The organism is Qipengyuania gaetbuli (assembly GCF_009827315.1).
Classification (GTDB): domain Bacteria; phylum Pseudomonadota; class Alphaproteobacteria; order Sphingomonadales; family Sphingomonadaceae; genus Qipengyuania; species Qipengyuania gaetbuli.
Genome location: NZ_WTYF01000004.1, coordinates 2,175,254 through 2,188,110 on the forward strand (window position 1 = coordinate 2,175,254; position 12,857 = coordinate 2,188,110).

Annotated in this window: 17 protein-coding genes; 8 read left to right on the forward strand and 9 right to left on the reverse strand. The window is 65.1% G+C overall.

The features are described from left to right. Positions 1-35: 35 nt before the first annotated feature. Complete coding sequence (locus GRI42_RS13205; protein ID WP_160608929.1) at positions 36-452, reverse strand: VOC family protein; 417 nt, start codon at positions 450-452, stop codon at positions 36-38. A gap of 77 nt (positions 453-529) precedes the next feature. Between GRI42_RS13205 and GRI42_RS13210 the strand changes: the two genes are divergently transcribed. Together GRI42_RS13210 and GRI42_RS13215 are read left to right on the forward strand one after the other, a co-directional pair. Further along, complete coding sequence (locus tag GRI42_RS13210) at positions 530-1,189, forward strand: glutathione S-transferase family protein (protein ID WP_160608930.1); 660 nt, start codon at positions 530-532, stop codon at positions 1,187-1,189. After that, positions 1,156-2,049, forward strand: a complete 894-nt coding sequence (locus GRI42_RS13215) for a S1/P1 nuclease (RefSeq protein ID WP_160608931.1) — start codon at positions 1,156-1,158, stop codon at positions 2,047-2,049. Before GRI42_RS13210 ends, GRI42_RS13215 begins: the two co-directional genes overlap by 34 nt. Here the strand turns inward: GRI42_RS13215 and GRI42_RS13220 are convergent. Beyond that, positions 2,046-2,513 (reverse strand): cupin domain-containing protein, encoded by a 468-nt coding sequence (locus GRI42_RS13220; protein WP_160608932.1) that lies wholly within the window; start codon positions 2,511-2,513, stop codon positions 2,046-2,048. The genes GRI42_RS13215 and GRI42_RS13220 overlap by 4 nt on opposite strands. Before the next feature lie 29 nt (positions 2,514-2,542). Here GRI42_RS13220 and dapE point away from each other — a divergent pair, with 29 nt between their 5' ends. The 3 genes from dapE to GRI42_RS13235 are packed head-to-tail and all read left to right on the forward strand — an operon-like array spanning position 2,543 to position 5,267. Further along, on the forward strand, positions 2,543-3,679 hold the full coding sequence (gene dapE / locus GRI42_RS13225; RefSeq protein ID WP_160608933.1) for a succinyl-diaminopimelate desuccinylase: 1,137 nt from the start codon (positions 2,543-2,545) through the stop codon (positions 3,677-3,679). A gap of 24 nt (positions 3,680-3,703) precedes the next feature. Next, on the forward strand, positions 3,704-4,942 hold the full coding sequence (locus tag GRI42_RS13230; protein WP_160608934.1) for a dicarboxylate/amino acid:cation symporter: 1,239 nt from the start codon (positions 3,704-3,706) through the stop codon (positions 4,940-4,942). Next, positions 4,935-5,267, forward strand: coding sequence for a hypothetical protein (locus tag GRI42_RS13235; protein ID WP_160608935.1), 333 nt, complete (start codon positions 4,935-4,937; stop codon positions 5,265-5,267). The genes GRI42_RS13230 and GRI42_RS13235 overlap by 8 nt, the downstream gene beginning before the upstream one ends. Here the strand turns inward: GRI42_RS13235 and nth are convergent. The 3 genes from nth to dapB are packed head-to-tail and all read right to left on the reverse strand — an operon-like array spanning position 5,264 to position 7,521. Continuing rightward, positions 5,264-5,914 (reverse strand): endonuclease III, encoded by a 651-nt coding sequence (gene nth / locus GRI42_RS13240; protein ID WP_160608936.1) that lies wholly within the window; start codon positions 5,912-5,914, stop codon positions 5,264-5,266. The two genes, GRI42_RS13235 and nth, sit on opposite strands and share 4 nt — an antisense overlap. Positions 5,915-5,918: 4 nt before the next feature. Beyond that, positions 5,919-6,758, reverse strand: a complete 840-nt coding sequence (locus tag GRI42_RS13245; RefSeq protein ID WP_160608937.1) for an ion transporter — start codon at positions 6,756-6,758, stop codon at positions 5,919-5,921. Positions 6,759-6,792: 34 nt separating this feature from the next. Next, on the reverse strand, positions 6,793-7,521 hold the full coding sequence (gene dapB / locus GRI42_RS13250; protein WP_160608938.1) for a 4-hydroxy-tetrahydrodipicolinate reductase: 729 nt from the start codon (positions 7,519-7,521) through the stop codon (positions 6,793-6,795). A 34-nt stretch (positions 7,522-7,555) separates the two neighbouring features. Between dapB and GRI42_RS13255 the strand changes: the two genes are divergently transcribed. From GRI42_RS13255 to GRI42_RS13265, 3 genes are all read left to right on the forward strand, one after another. Then, entirely contained in the window at positions 7,556-8,257 is a 702-nt protein-coding gene (locus GRI42_RS13255) for an NAD-dependent deacylase (protein ID WP_160608939.1), read from the forward strand. 152 nt (positions 8,258-8,409) lie between these two features. Further along, on the forward strand, positions 8,410-8,727 hold the full coding sequence (locus GRI42_RS13260) for a hypothetical protein (protein ID WP_160608940.1): 318 nt from the start codon (positions 8,410-8,412) through the stop codon (positions 8,725-8,727). 132 nt (positions 8,728-8,859) lie between these two features. Continuing rightward, positions 8,860-9,309, forward strand: coding sequence for a hypothetical protein (locus GRI42_RS13265; RefSeq protein WP_160608941.1), 450 nt, complete (start codon positions 8,860-8,862; stop codon positions 9,307-9,309). Here GRI42_RS13265 and GRI42_RS13270 read toward each other — a convergent pair. From GRI42_RS13270 to rpsT, 4 genes are all read right to left on the reverse strand, one after another. Beyond that, the gene (locus GRI42_RS13270) at positions 9,242-10,012 is read right to left on the reverse strand and encodes a HesA/MoeB/ThiF family protein (RefSeq protein ID WP_199800470.1); all 771 of its coding nucleotides are present in this window, start codon (positions 10,010-10,012) and stop codon (positions 9,242-9,244) included. The two genes, GRI42_RS13265 and GRI42_RS13270, sit on opposite strands and share 68 nt — an antisense overlap. Next, positions 10,009-10,449 (reverse strand): DUF983 domain-containing protein, encoded by a 441-nt coding sequence (locus GRI42_RS13275; RefSeq protein ID WP_160608942.1) that lies wholly within the window; start codon positions 10,447-10,449, stop codon positions 10,009-10,011. The genes GRI42_RS13270 and GRI42_RS13275 overlap by 4 nt, the downstream gene beginning before the upstream one ends. A gap of 110 nt (positions 10,450-10,559) precedes the next feature. Continuing rightward, a complete protein-coding gene (gene dnaA, locus GRI42_RS13280) occupies positions 10,560-11,969 on the reverse strand; it encodes a chromosomal replication initiator protein DnaA (protein ID WP_234033955.1) in 1,410 nt (469 codons plus the stop codon). A gap of 503 nt (positions 11,970-12,472) precedes the next feature. Next, entirely contained in the window at positions 12,473-12,733 is a 261-nt protein-coding gene (gene rpsT, locus GRI42_RS13285; RefSeq protein WP_160608944.1) for a 30S ribosomal protein S20, read from the reverse strand. Between the last annotated feature and the right edge of the window lie 124 nt (positions 12,734-12,857).

Here is a 12,857-nt window from a genome sequence, read left to right on the forward strand (position 1 = left end):
CAGTCTGCTTGCCCGAAACCGCGCGCAATCCTGCCTCAGGTCGCGAAGATCATGTCGTCGCTGGCGAAGGCCTTCATCTCCAGCGCATTGCCGCTGGGGTCGCGGAAGAACATCGTCGCCTGTTCCCCCGGCTGGCCCTTGAAGCGGATGGTCGGCTCGATGGCGAAGTTCACGCCCGCGGCGGTCAGCCGGTCGGCCAGTGCCTGCCAGTCCTCCATCGTCAGGACCACGCCGAAATGCGGCACCGGCACGTCGTGCCCGTCGACCGGATTGCTGGCCCGGTCCCCGCTTTCGCCGCCGGTATGGGCGACGATCTGGTGGCCGTAGAAATCGAAATCGATCCATTCGTCCGAGCTGCGGCCCTCGCGGCAGCCCATCAGGCCGCCGTAGAAGGCGCGTGCCTCGGCAAGATCGCGGACGGGAAAGGCGAGATGGAAGGGGCGCAGGCTCATGCCTTGCATCTAGCACGTCCGTTCAGGCTCGACACTGCCAAAATGAACCTTTACCGGCACTTGCGAAAGGTGGGCGCATGAAGGTCATCATCGGCAACAAGAACTATTCGAGCTGGTCGCTGCGCGGCTGGCTGGCTGCCAAGCAGTCGGGCCTGTCATTCGAGGAAATCGTCGTGCCGCTGTTCGGCGAGAACTGGGAAGCGACGCGCAAGGGCGGCGAGATCCAGCCATCCAGCGGCAAGGTGCCGATCCTGTGGGACGGCGACACGGTGGTGTGGGACAGCCTTGCGATCCTCGAATATCTCTCGGACAAGGTTGGGCGCGACCGGTTCTGGCCCAAGGACGATACCGCGCGCGGCATGGCGCGCTCGATGGTCGCGGAAATGCACTCATCCTTCCAGGCGCTGCGCAGCGAATGCCCGATGAACGTGCGCAAACGCTTCGACGGGTTCGAGCCGAGCGAGGAATGCACGGCGGACATCCTGCGCATCCTCGGCCTGTGGGCGGAAGCGCGCAGCCGCTTCGGCAGCGGCGGGCCGTTCCTGTTCGGCACTTTCGGTGCGGCGGACGTGTTCTTCGCCCCCGTGGTGTCACGGTTCATCAGCTACCAGATCGCCGTCCCGGGTTTCGCCGCCGCCTATATGCAGGCGGTGTGGGAGCACGAATGGATGCAGGCATGGATTGCAGCTTCGGAAAGCGAAGAATGGGTCATCGAGCAATACGACACCGTTTCCTGACCGCACTGGCGGCGCTGCTGGCGCTGCTTCCAGTCCAGGCGAGCGCGTGGGGCTTCTATGCCCACCGTACCACGGCGGATATCGCGCTGGAAAACGTGCGCCCCGAAACGCGTGCCGGCATCGCGCGGCTGATGCGCGCCGCGCCGCAGCTGGGCGTGCCGCAATGCGACCTTGCAGACTTGCAGGATGCGAGCGTGTGGCCCGACTGCCTGCGGTCCGAAGGCTGGCGCTGGGGCTATACCTTCGCCTGGCATTACCGCACCGCCCCGGTGTGCGAGGCCTACAACCCGCGCTCCAACTGCTCGGGCGGCAATTGCATCCTCGCCCAGATCGAGCGCAACCAGCGCATCCTTGCCGACGAGGGCCTGCCTGCCAACGTGCGGCTGGAGGCGCTCGCTTTCCTCGTCCACTTCATCGGCGACGTGCACATGCCGCTGCATTCGGGCGATCACGAGGATCGCGGCGGCAACGATATCGACACGGCTTACGGCATCGCGCCGGGATTGAACCTCCACTGGATCTGGGACGGCCCGCTGGCAGAGCGTGCGATTACCTCGGCACCGAGCCCGCTGGTGCGCCGCTATTCTGCCGAAGAGCGCGCCGCACTAGGCGGAGGCACCCCTGCTGACTGGGGCCGCGAGAGCTGGGAGACGAGCCGCGATTTCGTCTACCCCACCGCTTTCGACCGCCCGCCCTGCGAGGGCGAGGACCTGCCGGACGAGACCGCGCTGACGCAGGAGGATATCGAACGCGCGATTCCCATCGCCCAGCGCCGCGTCACGCAGGCGGGAATCCGCATGGCCGAATTCCTCGATGCCGCCTTCGCGCCCGGTCCGCTGCCGCAGCCCGCGCGCGACTAGGGCACGCGCTGCGTCGGGTAGGGCGTGCCGTCCTTCCTGAAATAGCCTTCGGGCGTGAACACCATGTCGATATCTGGGTATTCGCCCCGGTCTTCGTCCCGGTCGCCGCCGCTGATCGCGACGAAGACGCACGGCGCGCCAGAGCGGTTGTGGAGCCGGTGCCCGTCGCGCACGCCTGCAGGCCAGGCGAGGATATCGCCCGGCACCACCCGCGTCTCGCCCCCGTCCTCGATCATCACGGCCTCGCCTGACAGCATGACGACGAGCTCGTCCTGCCCCTCGTGCCAGTGGCGCTGCGAGGAATAGGCGCCGGGTGCCAGCGTCACGTGGCTCGCGCCCAGTTTGGTGAGGCCGGAAGGCGGCGCGAGGCGGCGATACCAGCGCCCCTCCACCTCCGCGTCATAGGGCGGGGGATAGCCCGTCGCATTGGTCTGTGGGATCGCATCGAGATCGAGCTTGGGCATCGGGGTACACTCCTGCTAGCGCTGCGAACATGACCCAAGTTCTCGACCTCGCCAAGCGGCTCCTTGCCGCACCCAGCGTGACCCCGGCCACGGGCCCGGTTTTCGATGCGATGGAGGCGATGCTCGCCCCGCTCGGTTTCGAGGTGACGCGGTTCCGGCGCGGTGATGGCGAGCCCGGATCGCCGGAGGAAGCGGTGGAGAACCTCTTCGCCATCCGCCGCGGCCCTGAAGGATCGCGCCACTTCGCCTTTGCAGGCCACCTCGACGTGGTGCCGCCGGGCGATGGCTGGACCAGCGCGCCGTTCGAGCCGGAAGAACGCGGCGAGCTGCTGTACGGACGAGGGGCGGTGGACATGAAGGGCTCGATCGCCTGCATGGTCGACGCCGTGGCCAATGTCCCGGCCGATGCCGGTACCATCAGCTTCATCATCACCGGCGACGAGGAAGGCCCCGCGCTCCACGGCACCCGCGCGCTGATCGACTTCATGAAGGCCGAAGGCCACCAGCCTGACCTGTGCCTGGTGGGCGAGCCGACTTCGGTCAACCGGCTGGGCGACATGATGAAGATCGGCCGGCGCGGATCGGTCAACATCTGGCTGGAAGTCGAGGGCGCGCAGGGCCACGTCGCCTATCCGCACCTTGCCGATAACCCGATCCCCAAGCTGGTCGCCATGCTCGCCGAACTCGATGCGCTGGTGCTCGACGAAGGGACCGACTGGTTCCAGCCGAGCAATCTGGAAATTACCGAGATCGACACGCCGAACCGCGCCCACAACGTCATTCCCGCCAAGGCGAAGGCGCGCATCTCGATCCGCTTCAACGACTGCCATTCGGGTGCCTCGCTGTCAGAAAAAATCGGGGCGATCGCGCAAAAGCATGGCGGGCAGGCGCTGCCGATCATTTCGGGCGAGCCGTTCCTGACCCCGCCGGGCGAATTCTCCGACATCATCGCGAGCGCGGTGAAAGCGGAGACGGGCCTCGATCCCGAACCCTCGACCACCGGGGGCACCTCGGACGCGCGGTTCCTGCGCGCCGTGTGCCCGGTGATCGAATTCGGCCTGTGCAACGCAACCATGCACAAGCGGGACGAGGCGGTGGCCATAGAGGACCTTTCCACGCTAAGCCGCATCTACGCAGCAATCGCGAAAGACGCGCTGGCACTGTAAATACTGGAATACGAGGGGATCGCCGTGCTGAGGACCTGGTTTGAAATTCCGCTGTGGCAGCGTGTGCTGACAGCGCTCCTGCTCGGTGTCCTGACCGGCTATTCCTGGGGGCCGGATGCGGAAAGCATCAAGTGGATCGGCGATTTCTTCATCAAGTCGATCAAGATGCTGGTCGTCCCGCTGATCTTCTTCAGCCTCGTGTCCGGCGTGGCCGCCATCGGCGATTTGCGCAAGCTGGGCGCGGTGGGCGGCAGAGCCATGCTGCTGTTCGTCGTGACCGGCCAGATCGCGGTCTGGCTCGGTCTCGGTCTCGGCACCTTCTTCGCCCCCGGCGCTGGCGTCGATACCAGCGCGATCCAGAAGGGCGCGACGCCCGAACCCAATCCCACGACTGCAGTCGACATGATCCTCTCGATCGTGCCCGAAAGCCCCGTGCAGGTGATGGCGGACGTCGCCGTCCTGCCGCTGATCGTCTTCTCTCTGCTCGTCGGCATCGGCATCCTGATGGCCAAAGAAGAGGGCGAGCCGGTCCAGAAGATCTTCGATAGCGGCGCAGTCGTCATGCAGAAGGTGACGATGGTGGTGATGGAACTCACCCCCTTCGGCGTCTTCGCGCTGATGGCCTGGGTCGCCGGCACGCTCGGCTTGGACGCCCTGCTCAGCCTCGCGAAGCTGGTGGCGCTCAATTACGCGGGCTGCCTGCTGATCATTTTCGTGATGTATTCGGCGATGATCAAGTTCCTCGCCAAGCTGCCCGTGCGGGACTTCTTCCGCGGCATCATCGACGCGATGGCGGTGAGCTATTCGACTGCCTCGTCCAACGCCACGCTGCCCGTCACGCTGCGCTGTGCGGAGCGCAACCTCGGCGTGTCGAATTCGGTCGCGGCCTTCGTCATCAGCCTCGGCGCGACGGTGAACATGAACGGCACGGCGATGTATCTCGGCCTTGCCACGCTGTTCGGCGCGCAGATCTTCGGCGTCGACCTGACGCTGGGCCAGTATTTCCTGATCTCGATCCTGGCGACGCTCGGCGCGGTCGGCGCGGCGGGCATTCCGGGGGCTGGCCTCATCATGATGGCACTGGTCTTCGGTGCGGTCGGCGTGCCGCTGGAAACGATCGCCTTCGTCGCCGGTGTCGACCGGATCATGGACATGATGCGCACCACCACCAACGTGAGCGGCGATGCTGCGGTGGCGACGACTGTGGCCGTGATGACGGGCGAGATTGATACGGTCGAGATGAAGTCGGCGGACGATGTCTAAGCTGACCGCGAAGTACTTGCTCACGGAAGAAGAACTGCTTGTGGACGGCCGACCGACGCGAAGCGACATATTCTGGGCGCTTCTAGGCGGTCCACTGGTGGCGCTGCAGGTTACCGTTTCTATCTGGCGGCTCGTGAGCGCTGCGTTTGGCAAACCTCTGATCGTATCGGGCTGGTTCGACATCACCGTAAGCACCGCCAGCCCGTGGTGGCATTTGGTTGCGGGGGTGATGTTTCACCTTGTGATCCTGACGATCCTCTCCTTAGTGCTTTGGGGATGTGCAATGCAAATCCAGCGCTGGAGGTTCTGGAGAAAGCGCGCCTAGCGCCCCTTAGGCTTCTCCAGCACCTTCTTCCGGTAGCTGCACAGATCCGCCACCTTGCACCGCCAGCACTCGGGCGTTCTCGCCTTGCAGACATAGCGGCCATGCAAGATCAGCCAGTGATGCGCGCCGAGTCGGAAGGGCTGGGGCACGCGCTTTTCCAGCTTGGCCTCGACATGGTCAGGGGTCTTCCCCTTGGCGAGGCCGGTGCGATTGCCGACGCGGAAGATGTGCGTATCGACCGCGAAGGTTTCCTGTCCGAACCAGCAATTGAGCACGACATTGGCAGTCTTGCGCCCGACGCCGGGCAGGCGGACCAGATCTTCGCGCGTGTCGGGTACCTCGCCGCCGTATTCGTCGACCAGCAGCTGGCTCAGCGCGATGACGTTTTTCGCCTTGGAATTGAACAGGCCGATGGTCTTGATGTGCTCCTTGAGGCCGTCCTCGCCCAGTTCAATCATTTGTGCAGGCGTTGTGACCTCGTGAAACAGCGCGCGAGTGGCCTTGTTAACGCCGACGTCGGTCGCCTGCGCGGACAGGGCGACGGCCACCACCAGCTGGTAGCAATTGCCGTATTCGAGCTCGGTTTCGGGCGAGGGATTGTCCTCCGCCAGGCGGCGGAAGAACTCGAAGATCTGGTCTTTTGTCATGCTGTCAGCGGCGCGGCCCCCGTCCGCGTTCGAGCGCGGCGATCTTGGCCTCGATCTTGTCGTCCTCGATATCGAGTTCCTCGAGATGCTTGCGCATGTCCTCGATCAGGTGATCGCGGCGGCGCTGCATGGCATCCGAAAACGCGGCCACGATTATCCCTGTTGGCATTGCGACGAAGGCGATCCCCGACATGGCCAGCCCGGCAGCGAAGAACTTGCCGAGCGGAGTGATCGGGGTCACGTCGCCATAGCCGACCGTGGTCAGAGTGATGGTCGCCCAGTAGAGCGCGCGCGGGATCGATCCGAAGGTGTCGGGCTGGATGTCCCCTTCAACGATGTAGAGCGCGGTCGCGCCGAACAGTACCAGCACGAACGCAACGGCGGCAGTGATGATGAGGTCGTCCACTCGGTCGACCACTGCCCCCCACAATTCCTTCACCGCGTAGGAGAAGCGCCCGAACTTGGCGACGGCGAAGACCCGCAGCAGGCGGAAGGTACGCAGGATCGCGGCATCGGCGACCATCAGCGGAGCAAGTGTTGTCACGACCACGAACAGGTCGATCAGGCCGATCGGCGAACGGATGAAGTGCCAGCGCTTGGCCCAGCTGCTTCCGCTACCCGGCTGTTCCGCGGCGGCATAGATGCGGGCGAGATATTCAAGCAGGAAAATAAAGCCGAAAACCACTTCGGTGCGCAGCAGGGCGGTGTGCCATTCGGCCGGCAGGCTCGGCTCTGTCGCCAGCGCCGCAGTGATGACAGCCAGCAGGATAGTGAGGATCAGCAGGCGGTTGAGCACTGTTAGCCGCCCGTCGGGATGCGCGCCGACGAAGAGCTGTTCGTGCAAGAATGTCCTCAGCCCCGCCATCATCGCCTGCCCGCTAGAGTTCGAGCACGTCCTCCATCGTGTATCGTCCCGGATCGCGCCCCAGCAGCCATTCGGCCGCCTTCAGCGCGCCCCGTGCGAAGATGGCACGGTTTTCCGCGCTGTGCGAGAGAGTCAGCCGCTCTTCTTCGCCGGCGAGGATGACGCTGTGTTCGCCGGCCACCGTCCCGCCGCGCAGGGCAGCGAAGCCGATCACTCCGCGAGCCCTTGCGCCGGTATGCCCGTCGCGCCCGCTTTCGCGGTTGGCGGCAAGGTCGATCCCGCGGCCCTGCGCAGCCGCCTGGCCGAGCAGCAGGGCGGTGCCCGAAGGGGCATCGACCTTGCGGCGGTGATGCATCTCGACGATTTCGATGTCCCAGTCGTCCCCCAGCCTTTGCGCCGCTTCGCGTACGAGGTGGGCGAGCAGGGTCACGCCGAGCGAGGTGTTCCCGGTCTGCAGCACGGGCACCGCGCGGGCTGCGCTGTCGATGGCGGCGTGGTGCTGGTCTTCGAGGCCGGTGGTGCCGATAACGATGGGGATGCCCGCACCGACGGCCGCGTGCAGGTTCGTCTGCAGCGCGCCAGGGGCAGAGAAATCGATCAGCGCGTCGGACGCATCGGCCAGCCCCGCCACATCGCCGCCCTTGTCCACGCCGCCCGCCCACTCATGGCCGGAAGCGTCCACCACGCGGTGCAGCGCTTCGCCCATCGCGCCCTTGCTGCCGATAATCCCGAAACTTGGCATTGCCCCTCCTTGGGTTTCCGTGTTCATGGAACCTATGGTCGCTCTGCGCAACATCGTCGTCCTGACCGGCGCCGGGATTTCCGCCGAAAGCGGGATCGACACCTTCCGCTCGGCGGGCGGCCTGTGGGAGAGGCACCGGGTCGAGGATGTGGCGACGCCCGAAGGCTTTGCCCGCGATCCTGAACTGGTCCAGCGCTTCTACGATGCCCGGCGCGCCGCAGTGCAGGAGGTCGCGCCCAACGCCGCGCACGAGGCGCTTGCCCGGCTTGATGCGGAGTGGGGCGGAGAGCTGCTCATCGTCACGCAGAATGTCGACGACCTGCACGAACGTGCAGGCGCAAGCCGCGTGCTGCACATGCACGGTGAACTGCTGAGCGCCCTGTGCCCCGTCTGCGAGCGGCGGCACCGCTGGACCGGGCCGCTGGTCGACCGGCCCGCCTGCCCGACCTGCGAGGCGCATTCCCTGCGCCCCGACGTCGTGTGGTTCGGCGAGATGCCTTACCAGATGGACCGCATCTATGCCGCGCTGCGCCAGGCTAACCTGTTCGTGTCGATCGGCACCAGCGGCGCGGTCTATCCTGCCGCCGGCTTCGTGCGCGATGCCCGCGATCTCGGCGCCCGAACCCTCGAACTCAACCTCGACCGCAGCGAAGGCTCGCACTGGTTTCACGAATCGCGCCAGGGCCGCGCCGGCGACCTCGTTCCGCATTGGGTTAGCGAAATTCTGGGCAGCTAAGGCACTGGTTCAAAAGGCCTGTTTCGCCCATCGGTCTTCCTTCGCCAAATCATCGGCAAAGCATCAGCCTCCCATCATGGGTTCGGCCAGATGACACGATAAGCTTCTCTCAGCGGCAATCCGCCGTTCGCTTGAAACAAGAGGAGAGCGAAATGAAGAGACTGCTTCTTGCGGCCACTGTGGCGCTGGTGGTGCTTCCCGCACCGGCTTCGGCCAACCACATTCTCAACCTCGACACTGCATATGACACGCGTGGACAGTGCGAAGCGGCGAGCGCGCGCTTCAGCGTTGAGGACCGGCCGAGCTTGCTTCAGCGCTTCCCCAATACTTTCTCCAATATCGGCGAGGTTGCGGGCCTGCTCGTCCGTGCGTTTCCCTGCGTCTATGACGAGGCGACCGACGCCTGGTACATGGACGACCGCCGCCTGGAAGTTCTGACCAGCGAGTGGTTCCTGCGCCGCGGAGACTGACCGGCTTTCCCGCGGCACTGCGACACCGCGGGGGTGCGTGGGCCGGGATACGCCGCCGAGAGGCGCGTCCCGGCCCACTGTCGCATCTGGGGGAGGTTCGAAATCTTTAGGCCACTGCGCTAGCAAGCAGGAATGTCACGCCGCGCACTCATCGCCTGCTTGCTGCTGGTCCTGCCCTATGCCTATGTCGCGTGGTACTGGGCGAGCCTGCTACTCTTCTGCCACGAATGCCGCATTTCCGGCGACATGATCTTCTATACGCTGGTGCTGTTGTTCGCGACGCCGATCGTCCTGATCGCGGTCGGCGGAACGGCCTTCTTCAGCGCGAAAAGGGGTGTCGAGGACAGCCTCGCCCGGCAGGATTACACCGGGGCCGGAGTGAGCGGCGGCTGCGCGGTGCTGGGACTGAAGGCGCTGGTGGCAGGCGGAGTCCTGCTCGCGGCATTCCTGTTCTACTGGCTCGATGCGCCCGAACCGGGCCGCGACCGGCTGGGCCGCATCTGCGAGGAAAGTGCTAACGGCTCGCGCATCCATTGCAGGCCGGATCCTTCGCGATCGAAAAAGCCCTGGTCGCTGGACTGAGGCCGTCGAGCAAATAGACCTTGCTCCAGTCGGAACGGCCGAAGGCGCTCGTCCCGTCTAGCAGGATACGTACGGCCTGCATCGCGGCAAAGGTCGCCACCCAGCCGGCCATGGCGCCCAGCATTCCGTCTTCGGCGCAGGTGTCGCAATCTTCCGCGTCGAAGGCATCGCCCACGAAACAGCGATAGCAGGCCTCTTCGTCGAGGTGCCCGGCAAAGGCTCCGACCTGTCCCTGGAACCGGCCCACGGCAGCCGACAGCAGCGGAACGCCGGCGCGCACGCAGGCATCCGACACGGCGAGACGGGTGGCGAAATTGTCCGTCCCGTCGAGCACGAGATCCGCGCATGCGACAAGGGCGTCGACGTTCTCGGCATCGATCCGGCGGTCGCTGATCTCGACGTCGAGCGCCGGGTCGAACAGCTTCACCCAGCGCTTGGCGCAGGTCGCCTTGCCGAAGCCGATATCGCGTTCATTGTAGAGCGTCTGGCGCTGGAGGTTGCTGGCATCGACCTTGTCATCATCGACCAGGGTCAGCTTCCCGATCCCCGCCGCGGCCAGATATTGCAACGCGGGCGAGCCGATCCCGCCAAGCCCGACCAGCACGAGATGCTTTTGCGCAAGGGCCACCTGTCCGGCGCCGCCGATCTCGGGGAGCACGATATGGCGCGCGAATCGCTCCAGCCGGTTTTCGGGCAGGCTCATCGCTCGGCTCCGTCACCTTCCGACAAGCGTTCCTTGCGGAAGCCGTGCATGCCGTTCCACCACTGGAGGCCGATCACCGCGCCCTTGGAAGGCTGGAGCAGCGCGACCAGCATCACGATTGCCAGCGGAATGATGATGGCGAGGAGGGCAACCGCGCCCAGCTCCCACTTCGTCACCAGCGCGATGATCACCGGCGCGAGCAGGTGGCCGGTCACGAAAATACCGATGTAGGCGGGAAGATCGTCGGCCCGCTGGCCCGAGATGTCGAGCGAACAGGCAGAGCACGTGTCGACCGGCTTCAGCCAGCGGCGGAAAAGCTTGCCTTCGCCGCAGCGCGGGCAGCGATGGCGCACGCCGCGCAGCATCGCGGCAAACAGGCTGGCTGGAAGGTCGTAGCCCACGGCACTCGGCCGGTTGGCTTCTGGGGACAGGCTCATGGAAGGCCTGTTGGCAGCATGTGGAGGGACTGTCGACAGGCCTCTGCGACAGGCCCGTCGATCGTCAGCTTTTCCATGCCCGGGGCGCGATCCGAAGGGTCAGGAAAAAATCAGCTCTCCAGCTGGCGCAGCAGGCTGCGCACATCGCCGTCCATGTCGGCGTCACGTTCGCGCAGGTCCTCGATCAGGCGGACGGCATGGATCACGGTGGAGTGATCGCGGCCGCCGAACTTACGCCCGATTTCGGGATAGCTGCGCGGGGTCAGCACCTTGGAAAGATACATCGCGACCTGGCGCGGGCGGACGACCGCGCGCGCACGGCGCTTGGACGACATCTCGCTACGGTCGATGCGATAGAATTGGCAGACCGTGCGCTGGATCTCGTCGATCGTGATCCGGCGGCGGTTGGCCGACAGGATGTCGGTCAGCTGTTCTTCGGCGAGCTGGAGCGAGACTTCCTGGCCGGTCAGCTGCGCATAGGCGATCAGCTTGTTGAGGCCGCCGACCAGCTCGCGCACATTGCGCGTGATGGTGCGGGCGAGGAATTCGATCACGTCTTCCGGCACGGCGAGCGGGGCGAACTTGCTTAGCTTGGAGTGCAGGATCTTCTTGCGCAGCTCGATGTCGGCGGGCTGGATGTCCGCGACGAGGCCCATCGACAGGCGCGAGAGGAGGCGCGGTTCCACCCCGTCGAGCGCCTGCGGCGCACGGTCGGCTGCGAACACAAGGCGCTTGCCTTCGGCCAGCAGCGCATCGATCGTGTAGAGCAGTTCTTCCTGTGCCGACGCCTTGCCGATGATGAACTGGATGTCGTCCACCAGCAGCAGGTCGAAGCTGCGCAGGCGCGCCTTGAATTCGATCATCCGGTTGGCCTTCAGCGCCTGGACGAATTCGACCATGAAGCGTTCGGCACTGCAGTAGAAGATGCGGCTGCGCGTGTGGGCCTTCAGGAAAGCATGGCCGATGGCATGCAGCAGGTGCGTCTTGCCCTGGCCGGTAGCGGCCTTGAGATAGAGCGGCGAGAACTGCGGCTTTTCGGTCGCGGCCATGCGCTGCGCGGCGTTGAAGGCAAGCACGTTGGCTTCGCCCGTCACGAAGGCAGCGAAGCTGAGCGAGGCGTCGAGGCCCACCGAGGAGGTGAAGCCCTGGTCGCCCAGCGTGTCCGCGCCGATCGCCATCATCGAATGATCGCCATCGTTGGCCGGGCGACGGCCGTCGCCGTGCAGGCGCAGGTCGGCGACCTGGCGGCGACCCGGATGGACCGAGATGGCTACGCGGCGCACTTCGCTGCGGGCGATCTTCCATGCCAGGCTGAGCCGGTCGGCAAAGCGGTCCTTGACCCAGTTGGCGCTGAATTCGGTCGGCAGGAACAGGTCCAGCGTACCCGTTTCCGGATCGATCTTGCCGAGCTGGATCGGTTTGATCCACTGGCTGTGCAGTTGATGGCCGAGATCCTTGCGGAGCCCCTGGCTGATGTCAGCCCAATCGGCTGCCAGGTTTACCGCCTCCAGATCCTCCATTTCGTCTTTTGCCTTCCGCTTGTTCGCAAGGTCACCCGTCTTGACCATAGTGAATTCAACCCCCGGTGCCCGGCCTTGGCGACCGGGTGTGCTTTTTATTCGGCGTGGGCGGACGGCACGGCTCCGCCGTTGCCCGGAATCGCAGGATTCCCGGGCACTCCCCCCAATTGGCCATCGATGTGAAAACTCGGGCTGTCCCCCCCGAGCAGAGCTATTTGATAAGTCGCCGCGGCGATGAGTCGCAAGGGGGATAAGTGCAAAAAATCTGAAATAAACTTGTTGACTCGCTGAACCCCGCAGGCCGCCGTTCAAACCCCTGTTTTTCCGTCAATGTGAACATTCACAGGATGCGAATCGTTGGAAACGCTGGGTTTTGATTGCGGGCCGGAGACGGTGCGGCAACGAATTGCGACAACAGTGTGCCGGATATGTCAAAGGGGCCGACACCTGACGTGTCGACCCCTTGTCGATTCCGTGGTCCGGCGTTGCCGCCGGAGGCCGAATCAGAGCGCTGCGACGCGCTTCGACAGGCGGCTCATCTTACGAGCCGCGGTGTTCTTGTGCATGACGCCGCGAGCAACGCCGCGAGCCATTTCCGGCTGCGCGTTGAGCAGGGCGGTCTTGGCCGTTTCCTTGTCGCCGCCTTCGATGGCCAGTTCGACCTTCTTCACGAAGTTGCGGATGCGGCTCATGCGGGCACCGTTGATCTCGGCGCGCTTGTCGTTGCGGCGGATGCGCTTCTTGGCTTGCGGCGTATTGGCCATGTCTGTCCTCGGTCGGGCCGCACGTTACGGGCGGCGGAAATCTTGTCTGGTCGTGTCGAAAGAGGCGGATGCCCGCCGGAAAGCGGCGCACTTAGCGGTGAGGGCCCGAATCGTCAAGCACATC